General features: G+C 53.7%; 13 protein-coding genes. 11 read left to right on the top strand and 2 right to left on the bottom strand.

Annotated features, from left to right (window positions below; all coding sequences use genetic code 11):
- The first annotated feature begins 2 nt into the window (after window positions 1–2).
- The 10 genes from kdsD to npr all read left to right on the top strand — a co-directional run bounded on the left by kdsD (window position 3) and on the right by npr (window position 7008).
- Window positions 3–983: an arabinose-5-phosphate isomerase KdsD gene (gene kdsD / locus ACXIZX_RS01825; RefSeq protein WP_101762279.1), complete on the top strand. Its 981-nt coding sequence runs from the start codon at window positions 3–5 to the stop codon at window positions 981–983.
- Between the two features lie 13 nt (window positions 984–996).
- Window positions 997–1563 (top strand): 3-deoxy-manno-octulosonate-8-phosphatase KdsC, encoded by a 567-nt coding sequence (gene kdsC, locus ACXIZX_RS01820; RefSeq protein ID WP_154154508.1) that lies wholly within the window; start codon window positions 997–999, stop codon window positions 1561–1563.
- The gene (gene lptC / locus ACXIZX_RS01815) at window positions 1560–2132 is read left to right on the top strand and encodes an LPS export ABC transporter periplasmic protein LptC (protein ID WP_036648345.1); all 573 of its coding nucleotides are present in this window, start codon (window positions 1560–1562) and stop codon (window positions 2130–2132) included. The genes kdsC and lptC overlap by 4 nt, the downstream gene beginning before the upstream one ends.
- Window positions 2107–2661: a lipopolysaccharide ABC transporter substrate-binding protein LptA gene (lptA, locus tag ACXIZX_RS01810; protein ID WP_036648348.1), complete on the top strand. Its 555-nt coding sequence runs from the start codon at window positions 2107–2109 to the stop codon at window positions 2659–2661. The genes lptC and lptA overlap by 26 nt, the downstream gene beginning before the upstream one ends.
- Before the next feature lie 5 nt (window positions 2662–2666).
- On the top strand, window positions 2667–3392 hold the full coding sequence (gene lptB / locus ACXIZX_RS01805) for an LPS export ABC transporter ATP-binding protein (protein ID WP_008104371.1): 726 nt from the start codon (window positions 2667–2669) through the stop codon (window positions 3390–3392).
- Window positions 3393–3440: 48 nt separating this feature from the next.
- A complete protein-coding gene (rpoN, locus tag ACXIZX_RS01800) occupies window positions 3441–4880 on the top strand; it encodes an RNA polymerase factor sigma-54 (protein WP_154154511.1) in 1440 nt (479 codons plus the stop codon).
- 21 nt (window positions 4881–4901) lie between these two features.
- Window positions 4902–5189: a ribosome hibernation promoting factor gene (gene hpf / locus ACXIZX_RS01795; RefSeq protein ID WP_008104375.1), complete on the top strand. Its 288-nt coding sequence runs from the start codon at window positions 4902–4904 to the stop codon at window positions 5187–5189.
- Window positions 5190–5349: 160 nt separating this feature from the next.
- Window positions 5350–5832, top strand: a complete 483-nt coding sequence (ptsN, locus tag ACXIZX_RS01790) for a PTS IIA-like nitrogen regulatory protein PtsN (protein WP_175501705.1) — start codon at window positions 5350–5352, stop codon at window positions 5830–5832.
- A 52-nt stretch (window positions 5833–5884) separates the two neighbouring features.
- Window positions 5885–6739, top strand: coding sequence for an RNase adapter RapZ (rapZ, locus tag ACXIZX_RS01785; protein WP_008104378.1), 855 nt, complete (start codon window positions 5885–5887; stop codon window positions 6737–6739).
- On the top strand, window positions 6736–7008 hold the full coding sequence (npr, locus tag ACXIZX_RS01780) for a PTS phosphocarrier protein NPr (RefSeq protein ID WP_179451887.1): 273 nt from the start codon (window positions 6736–6738) through the stop codon (window positions 7006–7008). Before rapZ ends, npr begins: the two co-directional genes overlap by 4 nt.
- A gap of 5 nt (window positions 7009–7013) precedes the next feature.
- Here npr and mtgA read toward each other — a convergent pair whose 3' ends face one another.
- Entirely contained in the window at window positions 7014–7736 is a 723-nt protein-coding gene (mtgA, locus tag ACXIZX_RS01775; RefSeq protein ID WP_479403510.1) for a monofunctional biosynthetic peptidoglycan transglycosylase, read from the bottom strand.
- A gap of 876 nt (window positions 7737–8612) precedes the next feature.
- A complete protein-coding gene (gene arcB, locus ACXIZX_RS01770; protein WP_179451886.1) occupies window positions 8613–10967 on the bottom strand; it encodes an aerobic respiration two-component sensor histidine kinase ArcB in 2355 nt (784 codons plus the stop codon).
- 902 nt (window positions 10968–11869) lie between these two features.
- Here arcB and ACXIZX_RS01765 point away from each other — a divergent pair.
- The gene (locus ACXIZX_RS01765) at window positions 11870–17401 is read left to right on the top strand and encodes a glutamate synthase-related protein (RefSeq protein WP_179451885.1); all 5532 of its coding nucleotides are present in this window, start codon (window positions 11870–11872) and stop codon (window positions 17399–17401) included.
- Window positions 17402–17444: the final 43 nt, after the last annotated feature.

Here is a 17444-nt window from a genome sequence, read left to right as displayed (position 1 = left end):
CCATGTCACATCAGCAACCGGATTTCGATTTTCAGCAAGCAGGTAAAGCGGTGCTGCGCATCGAACGCGAAGGGCTGGAGCAGCTTGATCAATATATCAATGATGATTTCGATCGCGCCTGCGCGATGATCTTTGCCTGCCGTGGCAAAGTGGTGGTGATGGGCATGGGCAAATCCGGACATATCGGTAAAAAGATGGCCGCGACTTTTGCCAGCACCGGTACGCCCTCTTTCTTTGTGCATCCCGGTGAAGCCAGCCACGGCGATCTCGGCATGGTCAGCACCAATGATGTGGTGATAGCGATTTCCAACAGCGGTGAATCCGGCGAAATCCTTGCGTTGGTGCCGGTGTTAAAGCGCCAGAAGGTACAGCTGATCTGTATCACCGGCCGTCCGGACAGCGCGATGGGCCGCGCGGCGGATGTGCATCTGTGCGTGAAAGTGCCGCAGGAAGCCTGTCCGCTCGGCCTGGCGCCGACCACCAGCACCACCGCCACCTTAGTCATGGGTGATGCGCTGGCCGTGGCGTTGCTGGAAGCGCGCGGATTTACCCAGGAAGATTTTGCGCTATCGCATCCCGGCGGTGCGTTGGGCCGCAAACTGCTGCTGCACGTCAGCGATATCATGCACAGCGGCGATGAAATCCCGCACGTCAGCCGTGATGCCTCAATGCGCGATGCGCTGCTGGAAATTACCCGCAAGAATCTTGGTTTAACGGTGATTGTTGATGACCTGATGAAAATCGAAGGCATCTTCACCGATGGTGACTTGCGCCGCGTGTTCGATATGGGCATCGATTTCCAGAAAGCCACCATTCAGGAAGTGATGACCAGCGGCGGTATCCGCGTGCGCCCGAATATGCTCGCGGTCGATGCCCTTAATCTGATGCAAAACAAAAACATCACCGCCCTGCTGGTGGCCGATGACGATCGCCTGCTCGGTGTGGTACATATGCATGACATGCTGCGCGCTGGCGTAGTCTGAACAGGAAGAAACAATGAGTGCTGAAACGGCGATGGTCGAGACTTGCTACGGTCCGGTGAGCGCGGACGTCATGGCGCGTGCTGCGAAGATTCGCCTGCTGATTTGTGACGTCGATGGCGTGATGTCGGATGGCGTGATTTACATGGGCAACAGCGGTGAAGAGCTGAAGGCTTTTAACGTGCGCGATGGTTATGGCGTGCGTTGCTTGCTGACCTCCGGCATCGAAGTGGCTATTATTACCGGCCGCAAAGCAAAACTGCTGGAAGATCGCTGTAAGACGCTCGGCATTACGCATCTTTACCAGGGACAATCGGATAAGCTTTTGGCCTGGCGGGAACTCCTGGATAAACTGTCATTAACCGCCGATCAGGTCGCCTACATTGGCGATGACCTGATCGACTGGCCGGTGATGGCGCAGGCGGGTTTGAGCGTGGCCGTTGCCGATGCCCACCCGATTTTACTGCCGCGTGCGCATTATGTTACCCGCATTGCCGGTGGCCGCGGCGCGGTACGTGAGTTGTGCGATCTGATCTTGATGGCGCAGAACAAATTTGAGGATGCCAAAGGGCAATCAATATGAGTAAGAGCAGGCGTTGGATGACGCTGATCCTGGCCTTGATCGCCTTAGTGCTGATCGGCTGGAATCTCACCAACCAGGATGACGACCGAACGCCGGTGGCGACTAACGATCAAGCGCCAACCTACACCAGCGAGAAATCGAACACGGTGGTGTATAACCCAACAGGCGCGCTGGGCTATAAGCTGGTCTCCGATAAAGTCACCTACTTTGCTGCCGATGAGATAAGTTGGTTCGATAATCCGGTGATGACCACCTATGACGTAAACAAAGTCGCGACATGGTCGGTGCGCGCCGATAAGGCAAAGCTGACTAAAGATCGTATGCTTTATCTTTATGGCAACGTTGTCGTCAATACTTTGACCCAGGATTCACAGCTTGAGCGCATCCTTACCGATAACGCTCAGGTTAATTTGGTCACCCAGGATGTGACATCTGACGATCAAGTCACCCTTTTTGGCCGCAGTTTTAATTCCACTGGCATGAAAATGCGCGGCAATTTACGGACGAAACATGCTGAGCTGCTTGAAAAGGTCAAAACTTCCTATGAAATTCAAAATGAACAAAAATAGCCTTAAGTTATTGCTGGTGAGTACGCTGCTGGCAACGAGCCTGCCTGCGCTGGCATTAACCGGCGACTCAGACAAACCGGTGAATATTGACTCCGTCAACCAGGCGCTGGATCTGCAGGGCAACGTCGCGACCTTTACCGGCAACGTGATTGTGACCCAGGGTTCCATCAAGATTACCGCCGATAAAGTGGTCGTCACCCGTCCGGGCGGCGATAGCAAGAAAACCATCGTTGATGCTTACGGCACGCCAGCCACCTTCTATCAGATGCAGGATAACGGTAAGCCGGTGCAAGGCCACGCCAGTAAACTGCACTATGAACTGGCGAATGATTTTGTTGAGCTGACCGGTAATGCCTTCATTCAGCAGCAGGATAGCAACATTAAAGGCGACCGCATCACTTACCTGGTGAAAGAGCAGAAGATGCAGGCGTTCAGCCAGGGTGACAGCAAGCGCGTGACCACCGTTCTGGTTCCGTCGCAGCTGCAGGACAAAAACGGTTCGTCCGCGAGCCCTAAAAAGAGTAACTGATTGCTATGGCTACACTAATCGCTGAGAACCTGGCGAAAGCCTACAAAGGCCGCCGCGTGGTGGAAGATGTTAGCCTGCAGGTAAAATCCGGCGAGATTGTCGGCCTGCTGGGCCCAAACGGTGCCGGTAAAACCACCACCTTTTACATGGTGGTCGGAATTGTGCCGCGCGATGCGGGCCGCATCGTAATTGATGATGAAGACATCAGCATCCTGCCGCTGCATGCGCGTGCCCGTCGCGGTATCGGCTATCTGCCGCAGGAAGCCTCGATCTTCCGTCGCCTGAGCGTGTACGACAACCTGATGGCGGTGCTGCAGATCCGTGATGATCTGACAGAAGAGCAGCGTCAGGATCGTGCCAACGAGCTGATGGAAGAGTTCCATATCGGCCATCTGCGCGACAGCATGGGCCAGGCGCTGTCGGGTGGTGAACGCCGTCGTGTAGAAATTGCTCGCGCGCTGGCGGCTAATCCTAAATTCATCCTGCTGGATGAGCCTTTTGCCGGTGTTGACCCCATTTCGGTTATCGACATCAAGAAAATCATCGAGCATCTGCGTGACAGCGGCCTTGGCGTGCTGATTACCGACCACAACGTGCGTGAAACCCTCGCGGTGTGTGAACGCGCTTATATAGTTAGCCAGGGGCATTTAATTGCCCATGGCACGCCTGATGAAATTCTTGTAGATGAGCAGGTTAAGCGTGTTTATTTGGGCGAAGAGTTCAGACTCTGATAAGGTGTCGTAACACCCTACGTTTGCTTAGGAAATTCTAACCGAATTATGAAGCAAGGTTTGCAACTCAGGCTCAGCCAACAGCTGGCGATGACTCCACAGTTGCAGCAAGCCATTCGCTTGCTGCAACTCTCTACGCTTGAACTCCAGCAAGAACTCCAACTGGCGCTGGAAAGCAATCCGCTGCTTGAACAAACCGATCTGCACGAAGAAGTCGACGCGCGCGAATTTCAGGAACAAGAGAGTGATTCATTAGACACGCGTGAAGCTCTTGAACAGAAAGACATGCCTGAAGATCTCCCGCTCGACGCCACCTGGGACGAAATCTACACTGCGGGCACGCCGTCAGGCACCGGCACCGATTACCAGGATGACGAACTGCCAATCTATCAGGGCGAAACCACGCAATCGCTGCAGGATTACCTGATGTGGCAGGTTGAGTTAACGCCGTTCACTGATACCGATCGCGCCATCGCTACATCCATTGTTGATGCCATTGACGACACCGGCTATCTCACCGTCAGCTTACAAGATATTTATGACAGTATTGGCGATGAAGAGCTGACGCTAGAAGAAGTTGAAGCCGTGCTCAAACGGGTGCAGCGTTTCGATCCGGTCGGCGTCGGTGCGCGTGATTTGCGTGATTGCCTGTTAGTGCAGCTTTCGCAATATGATGCCGCTACGCCCATGCTGGCGGAAGCGCGCCTGATTGTGAGCGAACATCTTGATCTGCTGGCCAACCATGACTTCCGCAGCCTGATGCGCGTAACGCGTCTGAAGGAAGAGGTGCTGAAAGAGGCGATGTTGCTGATTCAGTCACTCGATCCGCGCCCTGGCCAGTCAATCAATACCAGCGAACCGGAATATGTTATTCCCGATGTGCTGGTGCGCAAAATCAGCAAGCGCTGGACGGTTGAACTGAATTCCGACAGCATGCCGCGCCTGAAAATCAATCAGCAGTATGCTGCGATGGGCGGAGCAGGCCGTAATGAAAGCGATAATCAGTTTATTCGTAGCAACTTACAGGAAGCCAAGTGGCTGATTAAGAGCCTGGAGAGCCGTAACGACACGCTGCTGAAAGTGACACGCTGTATCGTTGAACAGCAGCAGGCGTTTTTTGAGCAGGGTGAGGAGTACATGCGTCCGATGGTGCTGGCGGATATCGCTCAGGCTGTTGATATGCACGAATCCACTATTTCCCGCGTGACCACGCAAAAGTATTTACACAGCCCGCGTGGCATCTTTGAACTGAAGTATTTTTTCTCCAGTCACGTCAACACCGAAGGCGGCGGCGAAGCCTCGTCCACGGCGATTCGTGCATTAGTGAAAAAATTGATCTCGGCGGAAAACCCCGCAAAACCCTTGAGCGACAGCAAACTGACCTCCATGTTATCCGAACAGGGCATCATGGTAGCGCGACGTACGGTTGCTAAATATCGCGAGTCTTTATCTATACCGCCATCAAACCAGCGTAAACAGCTAGTTTGACCGAACGAAGAAGGAAGACCTATGCAGCTAAACCTTACCGGACTTAATGTTGAGATTACCGAACCTCTGCGTGAATTTGTAAATACCAAATTTGCCAAACTGGAACACTATTTTGATCGCATCAATCAGGTTTATATTGTTCTGAAGGTAGAGAAGGTGACGCAGATTGCGGATGCAACACTTCACGTCAACGGCGGGGAGCTGCACGCCACATCGGAAGCGGAAGACATGTACGCGGCCATCGACGGGTTAATCGACAAGCTTTCCCGTCAGCTGACCAAACACAAAGACAAACTGAAAAAACACTAACCTTCACGCTTGCAGAGTGCTGACTGATTCGGCACTTAGAGCATAAATGGGGCGGATATTACCGCCCCGTTTTGTCATCTGCGCAAGCGCCAGCGGACGAAGGGCAATGAAATCAATCGCCTGAACCTCGCGGCTATGTGAACTCGCAAGTGAAACGATGATGAACAACGATCTAACACTGGAATTGAGCTCGGTCCTTTCACTGGACTGTACCCGTAGCGGCGTACACTGCCAGAGTAAAAAACGCGCGCTGGAAATTATCAGCGAGCTGGCAGCGAAGCAGCTCAATCTGCCGCACCAGACGCTTTTCGAAGCCATCCTGACCCGCGAACGTATGGGCAGTACCGGTATTGGCAACGGCATCGCCATTCCACATGGCAAGCTGGAGGAGGACACCTTACGCGCTGTCGGCGTGTTTATCAGCCTCGATCAGCCTATCGCTTTTGATGCGGTAGACAATCAGCCGGTTGACCTGCTGTTTGCCCTGCTGGTACCTGCGGACCAGTGTAAAACCCACTTGCACACGCTTTCGCTGGTTGCCAAACGTCTGGCGGATAAAACCGTATGTCGTCGTTTGCGTGCGGCACAGAGCGACGAAGAGCTCTACGCCATTATCACAGAAGCTCAGGAAGCACACTCTTAAGCGAGAAACACTTTTACCGGCCTGTTCGCCGGTTTAAAACGGGAGAAATGTGATGGTGCTGATGATCGTTAGCGGTCGGTCAGGCTCAGGAAAATCAGTCGCGCTGCGTGCCCTTGAAGATATGGGCTTCTACTGTGTCGACAACTTGCCGGTGGTATTGCTACCGGAGCTGGCGAATACCTTAACCGAACGCAATATCTCTGCGGCGGTCAGCATTGACGTGCGCAACATGCCGGAATCACCGGAAGTCTTTGAGGCCGCGCTCAATAATCTGCCGGATACCTTCTCGCCGCAGCTGCTGTTTCTCGATACCGATCGCAACACGCTGATTCGCCGCTACAGCGATACGCGTCGTCTGCATCCGCTCTCCAGCAAAAATCTGTCGCTGGAGAGTGCTATCGATGAAGAGAACGATCTGCTGGAGCCGCTGCGCTCACGCGCCGATCTGATTATCGATACGTCCGAGATGTCGGTTCATGAATTGGCGGAAATGCTACGTACGCGCCTGCTGGGCAAGCGCGAGCGTGAACTGACCATGGTGTTTGAGTCATTCGGCTTTAAACACGGCATTCCGATCGACGCCGATTATGTCTTCGATGTGCGTTTCCTGCCGAATCCGCACTGGGATCCTAAGCTGCGTCCGATGACCGGCCTGGATCGTCCGGTTGCCGCCTTCCTCGATCGTCACACCGAAGTGCACAACTTTATCTATCAAACGCGCAGCTATCTGGAACTGTGGCTGCCGATGCTGGAAACCAATAACCGCAGCTATCTCACCGTCGCCATCGGCTGTACTGGCGGAAAACATCGTTCAGTGTATATCGCTGAACAACTGGCGGATTATTTCCGTTCACGCGGTAAAAACGTGCAATCTCGTCATCGCACTCTGGAAAAACGCAAATCATGACCGTGAAGCAAACCGTTGAGATTCGTAACAAGCTGGGCATGCACGCGCGCCCGGCAATGAAGCTGTTCGAGCTGGTGCAGAGTTTTGATGCTGAAGTGTTGCTGCGTAACGAATCGGGCACCGAAGCCGAAGCCAGCAGCGTGATTGCGCTGCTGATGCTCGACTCAGCGAAAGGCGGCCATATTGAGATTGAAGCCAGCGGCCCGCAGGAAGAGCATGCGCTGGCAGCGGTTATTGAACTGTTTGAAGCGGGCTTTGACGAGGATTAAACCTATCAGTGCAGCTTGTAGCGATTGAGGAAACCCTCGCCGCCCAACTGGCGCATCTGCCGCATAATCCACTGCTGCCGCTGCCGCGTGTAGCCTGAAGGCGCATCGGCGCGGAAACGGATCGGATTGGGCAGCACCGCTGCCAGTAACGCCGCTTCAGACATCGTCAGGCGGCTAGCGGGTTTATGGAAATAGCGCTGTGAAGCTTCTTCCACGCCAAACACGCCGTCGCCAAATTCTGCGATATTAAGATAAACCGTCAGGATACGCCGCTTAGTCCACACGGTTTCGACTCCCACCGTTAATCCTGCTTCCAGCCCTTTACGCAACCAACTACGACCATCCCACAGAAACAAGTTTTTCGCCGTCTGCTGTGAAAGCGTTGAAGCACCGCGCATGCGTTCATTGCCATCGTTATCCAGCACTGACTGGATGGCATCGACATCAAAGCCCCAATGCTCGGGAAACTTTTGATCCTCAGAAGCGATAACTGCTAATGCCATCCACGGCGAGATTTCGTCCATGCCGACCCAATCCGAGTGCGCCACATAATCAAAGCGCCCAGTAAACCAGGCGCTGATTTGCCGTTCCACCATCACCGCTGAGAACGGTACCGGTAAAAAAGCAAACAGCAAAATGCCCGCTAACCAGATGCCAAGCCATGCCAGTAGCGCTTTAGCAATCAGCACTTTAATACGTTTTCCCAATGTCCCTTTACTCTTGCTCATGCAATTTTCTCTTACCTGTTCCCTGTATTAATCAATCACCCAAGTCACGATAGCGAATACCAACGATTAACCACTAAATTTTATCCTCAGACTGGTAAAGACGCCTGAAAAATTGTTGCCATCGCAATCAGTGTTCCTCTATTAGAGCCAATCACATCAAGCACTTCCGCCAAAAAGGAATCGGTTCCATAACGATCAATAGATCAAATGCTGCATGCATGAACACTTAACTGAATGTGATATCGCTCACGTAAATGCTTTCATGATGCTTAACTATCAATTTTATTGTTGTGCGAACTTGTTCATTGATAACAGAGACCATTCTGAAAAATGCGCCCAAATCTGTCTGATCCTGCATGCATTCGACCTCACGGATGGTAAAGCGATTTACCGCACGTTTGGTTTACATTATTCAATAAACTATAAACTGGAACTTTCCGTTTAAGGTTTCCAAAACGTTTTGGATAACCCGCCGAAAAATCTGTTTTTATCCATCAATATCAGAGTGTTAATCTTACTTAACCTCAATTTTTTGTCAGAATCAGATTTTCCATGCTTGTGTCAGGCTTTTCCTGCCGGTCACTGCAGCAAAACCAGGCAAAAAGCAGAACATTTGGTCAAAAAAAGTGCAATATGGCAAAGAAATTAATTCCTTGCTTGACTGTGTCAGCAAATTAATGTTTTCTGTATTTAATCGCTGCTCAACATCACACAATTTAATGAATCTTGTCGCAAGCATTGGCGAATTTGTTAAGGTGATTTTGAAGCGTTAACCAATACCGAACTGTTGCTTTCTTATTCGATTTCTAATAATAGCAGCAGTACCCATTTCCCTGGTGTTGGCGCAGTATTCGCGCACCCCAGTTTCGACTGGGGTCATTTTTTTCTAACGTCCTGTAATTTTTCCCGCTCTGCAACCCATTCACGTAACACGTTCACGTCATTGAGCCATTCATGTTTTAATTCGTCGACCCACTCTTGCACGTTGTCCCACCACGCTGGCAATTCCGGCGACTGAATCTGTTTCGCTAACTGCTGTAAATGCAGTAAGCCAACCGAACCTGCTGCACCTTTAATCTTGTGCCCTTCTTCAGCTATGCCTTTTTGATCGCGCGCCATCATGTTGGAATCCAGCACGTCGAGATAACCCGGCATCATCTGCTCAAACATAGTGAGGCTTTGGGTAATCAATCCTGGGCCAACCAGCTCAATGTATTGTTCCAGCATCGCCACATCCAACAGCGTGCGTGACTGCTCGTCTGATGACTCGCTGGCTATCTCTTCCTGCTCAGGCTGATAGTCCCAGAACTTCTTGATCACCGCCGTCAGCGCTGGCACGGCAAGCGGCTTGCTCAACACATCATCCATGCCGGCATCGAGATACTCTTTTTTGTCTTTTAGCACGTTAGCGGTCAATGCCACCAGCGGCGGCAGCGCCACATCGGCATAACGCTGATGGATAGCGCGCGACACGTCGAGGCCGGTCATATCCGGTAGCTGAATGTCGAGAAGCACCAGATCGAACTCCTGCGGATCAAACATCGCCAGCGCGTCTGTTCCGGTCATCGCGACGTCAACGCTGCAGCCCAGTTTCTCCAGCACTGAACGCGCCACGATGACGTTGAGCTCGATATCTTCCACCAGCAACACGTGCAGCGCCGGCAACGGCATGCTGTCATCCAGATTGTCGTCTTCTACTTCCTCAGCGACGCGTGGCGCGTTAATCTCGACGGTAAAGCAGGAACCCTGCCCCGCGACGCTACTGACACTGATATCGCCGCCCATCGCCTGTGCCAGACGACGCGAAACCGCTAAACCGATGCCGGTGCCCGTCGCTGGTTTGCCGCCATGTTGATCTTTCACCTGGTAATACATCGCGAAGATCTTATCCTGCTCTTCCTCCGGAATGCCCATGCCGGAATCCTGCACTTCAAAGTGCAGCGTTTCATCCTGACGATAGGCGACGCGCACCACAATCTCGCCCTGCTGGGTAAATTTCACGGCGTTGCCAATCAGGTTCCACAGAATCTGACGCAAGCGCGTACCATCCGCCGAGATTTTATGCGGCAGCGGCAACTCTGGCGCCATGACAAACTTCAGCCCTTTTGGCTGCGCCAGCAGGCCAGAGAGATTTTCCAGATCGGCGAGGAAGCCGGTGAAATCCAGCGGTTGATTATCCAGCTGCACTTTACGGCGCTCGATTTTGTCCACTTCGATCACGTCATTGAAGATGTTGCCCAGCGTGATGGCTGAAACGTGGATGGTTTTGAGGTACTTGAGTTGCTCCTGATTGAGATCGGTATCCAGCAGGATGCGGCTCAGCCCAACGATGCCATTCAGCGGCGTACGCAGCTCGTGGCTGATAGTAGAAATAAAGGTGGTCTTCTCACGGCTGGCGTTCTCCAGCGCGTCCTGATAGCGCTTACGCTCGGTAATATCGCGGCCAAAGCCCATTAGGCCACTGCGTTTACCCACACGGTCGTAATAGGGCACTTTACGGATTTCGAAACAGGCTTTGCGACCGTCGGGATATTGCAGCCACTGTTCGTACGTCAGCGATACATTGTGGCGGAACACCTTCTCATCAGTTTCCAGCACTTTAGTGGCGGCTTCGTCATCGTAGATATCGCGCGGAGTCAGGCCTATCAACTGCTTTTCACTCATTCCGGTTAGCAGTTCCATGGCGCGGTTACAACCGGAGAACTGCTTATCAATGTTGCGGTAGAACACCAAATCCGGTGATGCATCGAGGAAAGAGCGCAGGAAGGAGGATTGCTGTTCCAGCTCGATTTGCGCCTGCTCGCGTCGTGCCATCTCTTCGCGCAGCTTATCCATCACCTGCTCACGCGCCTGCTCAGCTTTAATACGATCGTTAATTTCCTGATTAAGCTGGGTGATGGTCTCCTTCATCTGCTGATTAAGCTCGAGATCGCGCGTACGCATCTCTTCCAGCTTATCCACCAGTTTTGACAGGCGTTGGCGCGACTCTTCCAGCTGATCGACCACCACCGAGAGGAAATAGACTGCCCAGGGCGTAATTAACAGACCGAAGAAGATGGAGCGGACAACGTCGATGCTTTCCACATGTCCGCGCAACACCATGGTGACGGCCATCTGCACCACCATCGCCAGTACGACCAGCGCCGAGGCTAACAGTAGCGAAAAACGCACCAGGCCGAGTTTGACCATCAAATCAACGTAGTACTGCGCTAAAAGACGAATCTGTTTCATTACGAGCTCCCTGAACGAAATCTGGCTCATGATAGCGTAATTATCGCTGCGCTGCCCCGCTTCACCCTGCCATATCACGCGGGTTATGCCCTGTAATGGTGCATCGCAGCGCGATTTCGCCGACGTTCCCTTCTATATGCGCAAAGCGCTTGACTAATTCTGCCAACTGAATAATCTGGAGGGCCGCGCTTTTGCGGGCCTTATCTCAACATCCTGTGCTAATCAGCACCCTGGCAGCCATTTTTCCTGATGGTTGCACCTCTTTATTGCATACCCATTCAACTTAAGTGATTTTTTAAGCACGCCTCGCGTGATTAATTTTACTAATGGCAGCCCCATTTTGATTCAAATATGACGCCATAAGAAAAACAGATACATGCTGTGTATCAACTGCCCCCAACAGAATTAAATGCTGTTATAACCCTTCCTGCCAGCATTGTTTGGATATTAGAGGGCTGGGTCACAGTGAGACGGCTCACACTTCCTGGGGGAATGCGCAGCGGGAGATTGACATAAATTTACGCAAAAAAACCTTAATAATCATTTGATTAAGTGACAAAAAAGCCAATTACCCGCAACAAAGCTGGCTATTTGACCTGAGTTCGCTTTCCCGATAAGTTGGAATTCCACTGGAAGCTTTCCTGGTGGGCCTGTGTCTCGGCATATCTATGCAGCAAGAAGCCTCCCTCTGGATGCAAGCTATCTCCCGAAAGAGACCGGAATAAAAAGAGCAGCTCATTAAGGACGTGACAACAGTGTCTTGAGAGCCCTTGCTCGGTGCTGCGACGCCCGCTCTTTACTGAGCGGCACAAGAATTGATACCGCCGCGTTGGCTCTAAATGCCACGCTGCGGTACGCGAAATAATGCAGGTAATGTCAAAAGAAGTTTAAGGAGACTCTCAATGTCCACGCAAAAACCGAATCCCTATGGTTTGTATGACCCATCAGCCGGAAGTGACAGCTGTGGTGTAGGTTTCATTACCCGTAAGGACGGCGAGCAGACTCATGAGATTCTGCGGATGGCCCATAGCGCGCTATGCACAGTCCCGCACCGTGGCGGCATGTCTGCCGAAGGCGTGGGCGATGGCGCGGGTGTAAACGTCGATCTCTCCCTGAACTTCTTCCGCAAGGTTACCGGTCTGGCGCTGGAAGCCGGCCGTTTCGGCGTCGGTAACTTTTTTGTGCCAAAAGATGCAGAGCTGCGCGCCAACGCTGAGCGTTTGGTTGAAGAAACGCTGGCGGCGCATAACTTCCCGATCTTAGTGAAACGCGATATGCCGCTCGACGGCAGCGTGACGCGCCCGGCCGCCCTGCAATTCCAGCTGCCAATTGTGCAGTGGATTTTTGCCGCGCCGCAGGAAGTGACTGAACAACTCGAATTCGAGCGCCAGATTTATCGCGCGCTGCTGGATATCGAAGCACGCGCCTTTACCGAAAGCGAATTCGGCGGCCTCTATCCGCTGTCGCTCTCTTCGCGCACGCAGGTGTTTAAAGCACGCCTGAACTCCAACGAAGTGATCCCGTACTTCAAAGATTTGACCGATGCGGACCATCAGGTGCGCGGGCTGTTTTTCCACACCCGCTTCTCGACCAACACCGATCCGCATACCACCATGGCGCAACCGTTCCGTTTAATGGCGCACAACGGCGAGCTGAACACCGATCGTAAAAACCGCATTGCTGAAGCGGCACTGATGCTGGCGCGCGGTAAAAAAATCGTGCGTCCAAAAGGTCAGTCAGACAGCTCACGTCTCGACCAGAGCATCCACAGCCGTTTGATGGAAGATAATCTCGATCTGATCAACGCCGTGGTTTCGATGATGCCGCCGGCGTGGGAGAACGATACGTCACTCTCAAACGAAGTGCGCGCCATGCTCGAATACTTCTCTTTATATGAAGAGAAAAACGATGGCCCAGCTGCACTGATCTTCGGTAACGGTGAAGTGATCGGCGCGCGTCTTGACCGCCTCGGCCTGCGTCCGCTGCGTTCCGTTGAAACTGAGGAATACATCGGTGCGATGTCTGAAGCAGGCCAGATCGCCTTCCCACCGGAAAGCGTTCTGCGTCGTGGCCGCATCGAAGCGGGCGGCATGCTCTATTACGATCACAAAGAGAAACGCTCTTACACCACGGTTGAAGCGCTGGAAAAACTGGCAGCCGAAAAAGATTACCTGTCGCTGCTGAGCAAAGCGCGTATCGATCTCGCCGACCTGCCGGAAATTCAGGCGGAGCAACTCGGCTCGCCGCTGCGTTATCGTGGTGACCTCAAAACCTATCAGCGTTTTGTCGCCTACTACTACAACCAGGAAAGCTTCAAATTCATGATGGACCCGATGCTGCAAACCGGCGCTGAGAAGATCTCAGCAATGGGTTACGGCAACGCCATCAATGGCCTGTCCGATCACGAAGGCGGCATGGCGCACTACTTCTCACAACGTTTTGCGCAAGTCACCAACCCACCGCTCGATTCGATTCGTGAAGCGGACGGCATGACGCTGCGTGTTGCTCTAGGTGCAAAACCGCATCTCGGCCGCAGCAAAGGCCAGCAAATCATTGTCCCGACGCCAATCCTGACCCACCTAGACATGCTGCGCCTGCGCGAGCAAACCGTCGCACCTTATGCGCGCTTCGAGATGCTGTACGAGCCAGTCGTTGGCAAAGATATCGTCAGCCGTGCGGCCAACGCCAACGCGCTGGAAAAAGCCATTGATGACTTAGCCCAGCAGGTGGTGGATTTCGCACGCCAGCAAGGCGGCATCGCGGTGATCACCGACCGTCATATCTCCTCAACGCACGCAGCGATTCCGATGCTGCTGATGGTGTCGGCGATCAACCAGCGCTTAGTGCAGGAAGGTCTGCGTCTGGATGTTTCGCTGGTAGTCGAAAGTGGTCAAAGCATCTCTTCACACCACATCGCGGCGACGCTGGGCTTCGGTGCTTCTGCCGTTTACCCACTCGGCGTGCAGATGCGTGCGGAAGAGAAATTTGGTGAAGGCGAAGAAGGCAACAAAGCCTTTAAACGCTATGCCAAAGCAGCCGAAAAAGCGCTGATGAAAACCATGGGTAAAGTCGGCCTGTGTACTGTTGAGAGCTACAGCTGCGGCGAGTTCTTCGAGCCGAACTTCCTGAATACCGACGATCCGGTATTGAAGAAATATTTCCCGAATATCAAAACTCCTGTCGGCGGCGCGGGCTTCCCGGCGATCGCTCAGATGGCAGTTGACTGGCACCAGAGCTCGTTGAAAATTCAGGGCGAAGCGGAAGTGCCATTGCTCGGCCTGTTCAAAGAGCGTGCTGAAGGCGCGGGACACTCGTACGGTACCATCGCGGTACGTACCTTTATCGATATGACGGAACAGCCGATTCGCTTTGCTAATAAAGAGCGCGAAGAGGACAACTTTATTCGTTTGATGACGCTGGCCAAACTGGATAACGCGTTCAACATCAAAGCAGAAGCCTTTAAAGACAGCAGCTTCGAGCGTATTCCGAATGATGTGATCGACACCTTTGCCATCACGCCAGATTACCGTCAGTTCTCCGGCCTGATGCATGCCGAGCGTAAACGTCGTCCTGCGGCGCTGCGCGACATCCTGGCGCTGCCATGCGATTTGACCCACGTTGATAGCGAAGCCGAATTCGGCCGCAAACTGGGCCGCTACTCGCTGGTGAACAACGGCTTCGCTACGCGTGGCCTGAAGTGTGAAGCGGTGAACGGCAGCCTGAACCAGTTCGAGCTGCGTCTCATTGATGCGATTGCAGGTCTGAAATCAGAGAACGAGCGCCTTGAAGCGCTGGCGCGTGCGCTGAAAACCCGTTTCACCGACGATATCGAAAGCAGCAGCGTGGCGGATGGCGTGCTGCACATCACCGCTTACGGCAAAGCTGCTGATTATCTGTCACTGATCTTCACCGCGCTGCCATCGCTGCCGCTGGAAGAGATTCAACCGGCACATGAAATCACGCGTACCTTTGCTTCCGGTGCGATGAGCCACGGTGCGCTGGTGGCGCCTGCGCACGAAGCTGTCGCGCACGGTACCAACATGGTTGGCGGCATGAGTAACTGCGGCGAAGGTGGCGAGCACTATTCACGTCACGGCACCATCCGCGCCTCACGTATCAAGCAGTTGGCATCCGGTCGTTTCGGCGTGTGGGCGGCTTATCTGGCTGACCCGATGCTGGAAGAGCTGGAGATCAAAATCGGTCAGGGCGCGAAGCCCGGTGAAGGCGGTCAGTTGCCGGCACCGAAAGTGACCGTTGAGATTGCCGCAGCGCGCGGCGGCACGCCGGGCGTCGAGCTGGTTTCACCGCCGCCGCACCACGACACTTACTCCATCGAAGATTTGGCACAGCTGATCCATGACTGTAAAGCCGCGCGCGTGCGCGTCATCGTCAAGCTGGTTTCATCTGAAGGTATCGGCACCATCGCCGTCGGCGTGGCGAAAGCCGGCGCGGATGTGATTAACGTCGCGGGTAATACCGGCGGCACCGGCGCAGCTTCCGTTACCAGCCTGAAATATACCGGCCGCGTCGCGGAGATCGGTATCGCTGAAGTGCATCAGGCGCTGTGTGCTAACGGCCTGCGCGACAAAGTGCAGCTGCGCTGCTCCGGCGCGCAGCAGACCGGCAGCGATGTGATCAAATCAGCCCTGCTCGGTGGCGACAGCTTCGAGTTCGGCACCACCGCGCTGATGATGTTGAAATGCGTGATGGCGAAAAACTGTAACGTCAAATGCCCGGCCGGTTTAACCACCAACGCCGAAGCCTTTGATGGTGATCCGCGTCAGCTGGCGCAGTACTTCATCAACGTGGCGCAGGAAGTGCGTGAGTTCCTCGCCCGCCTCGGCTTGCGTTCTCTGCGTGAAGCGCGTGGCCGTTCGGATCTACTGCACTTGATGGATCACCCGCTGGAAGTCGGCAAACTGGATCTGCGCGCGATGTTGACCGTGGTGCCAGAACAGAAAATTGCTAAGCCGGTGTATCTGGAAAAAGATTTTGAACTGGATGATGGCTGGGTTAACGAGCTGAAAACGCAGCTGGTTGGCGCGGCAAGCCGTGAAATCGCGCTGGGCGCGGGCATCACCCTGAACAACCGTAACAAGAGCGTGGGTGGTCAGCTGGCGATCGATATCGAGCGCATGCTGAACCATGAATTACCTAAAGATCAACTGGCAGCATTGCCAGCGGTCATGAAAGACGATCGCGGTCGTCATTATCTGGCACCGCGTAGCGTGCTGATTAATACCAGCGGTTCTGCCGGCCAGTCGTTCGGCGCGTTCTGCAATGACGGCATGCAAATGAAGCATTACGGCACCTGCAACGACGGCGTTGGCAAAGGCCAGTGCGGCGGCGAACTGGTGGTGATGTCACCGGGCGGTGGCGCACAGGACAGCGATGGCAACGTGTTGATCGGTAACTTCGCGCTGTTTGGCGCGACCGGCGGTCGTCTGTTTGTTCAGGGCCAGGCGGGTGACCGCTTCGCCGTGCGTAACTCCGGCGCAACTGCGGTAGTTGAAGGCGTTGGTGACTTCTGCTGCGAATACATGACCAACGGCGCCATTCTTAACCTTGGCACCTTTGGTAAAGGCTTCGGCAACGGCATGAGCGGCGGTTTCGCTTACCAGTACGACCCGTATGGATCGCTGGCTGCGCACGCGGCAGGTGATTCGGTGCTGTTTGGCTCCATCGCCGATGAAGATGAAATGGCGCAGGTGCACAAACAAGCGGTGCTGACCATGCTTAACTGGCATCTGGAAGCAACCCAATCGCCACGCGCGGCCTGGCTGCTGGATAACTGGGAAACCGAGTGCCATCACTTTGTATATGTGATGCCGCGTTCGCTGCTGCTGTATCAGGATGGCACCGAAATCCTCAAAGCCAAATCACGTAAAGACTTGCTCGAAGAGCTCTCAACGTCGCTGGCTGCGCATCAGGTGACGAAGTTCAAATCGGCCTGGCGTGACGGTAAAACCATTGCTAACGGTGCTGTTCCGGCTTACGGCGCGACAGATACGCTGGAGATGTTTGTTCTGCTGAACAACTACACCGTTCTCAGCCTCGCGCAGCAGCTGGCGCTGGGCAAACTGCCGAAAGGCACGGCGGTGGAAGATCCGGCGGTGGAAAAAGCGGTACGCAATCTGCTGATGACCGAAGATTTCACCTTAATAAGCCGACTGCAACGTCATGCACGCTCTGCGATTGAGAGCTACAGCGATGACGAGCTGGCAAGCCTGATCGCCGCTAAACGTATGGCAGATTACAAAGCGGCATTAACGCAGCGCAACATTCGCTCCATGGACAGCCTGGCGACATATGGCTGGATCATTTATCAGGATGCCTGCAACCGTGAAGTACTGGGCCATCTGCCTGATTTTGAAGAGCTGTTTGCGCGTGCTGCACTGCCAGAAATCGCAGCTGCAGTCGGGAAACTTTCCTGATTACAGTGCTACTGAACATGTGTAATTTAGTTTTTATATTTTG

It is taken from the genome of Candidatus Pantoea symbiotica, assembly GCF_056491525.1.
The sequence above is the reverse complement of the archived record's forward strand: the minus strand, read 5'-3'. Positions and strand labels throughout refer to the sequence as shown.

Coding starts and splice junctions, on each gene's coding strand:
- kdsD (WP_101762279.1), top strand. CDS start 3: ATGTCACATCAGCAACCGGATTTCGATTTTCAGCAAGCAGGTAAAGCG.
- kdsC (WP_154154508.1), top strand. CDS start 997: ATGAGTGCTGAAACGGCGATGGTCGAGACTTGCTACGGTCCGGTGAGC.
- lptC (WP_036648345.1), top strand. CDS start 1,560: ATGAGTAAGAGCAGGCGTTGGATGACGCTGATCCTGGCCTTGATCGCC.
- lptA (WP_036648348.1), top strand. CDS start 2,107: ATGAAATTCAAAATGAACAAAAATAGCCTTAAGTTATTGCTGGTGAGT.
- lptB (WP_008104371.1), top strand. CDS start 2,667: ATGGCTACACTAATCGCTGAGAACCTGGCGAAAGCCTACAAAGGCCGC.
- rpoN (WP_154154511.1), top strand. CDS start 3,441: ATGAAGCAAGGTTTGCAACTCAGGCTCAGCCAACAGCTGGCGATGACT.
- hpf (WP_008104375.1), top strand. CDS start 4,902: ATGCAGCTAAACCTTACCGGACTTAATGTTGAGATTACCGAACCTCTG.
- ptsN (WP_175501705.1), top strand. CDS start 5,350: ATGAACAACGATCTAACACTGGAATTGAGCTCGGTCCTTTCACTGGAC.
- rapZ (WP_008104378.1), top strand. CDS start 5,885: ATGGTGCTGATGATCGTTAGCGGTCGGTCAGGCTCAGGAAAATCAGTC.
- npr (WP_179451887.1), top strand. CDS start 6,736: ATGACCGTGAAGCAAACCGTTGAGATTCGTAACAAGCTGGGCATGCAC.
- mtgA (WP_479403510.1), bottom strand. CDS start 7,736: ATGAGCAAGAGTAAAGGGACATTGGGAAAACGTATTAAAGTGCTGATT.
- arcB (WP_179451886.1), bottom strand. CDS start 10,967: ATGAAACAGATTCGTCTTTTAGCGCAGTACTACGTTGATTTGATGGTC.
- ACXIZX_RS01765 (WP_179451885.1), top strand. CDS start 11,870: ATGTCCACGCAAAAACCGAATCCCTATGGTTTGTATGACCCATCAGCC.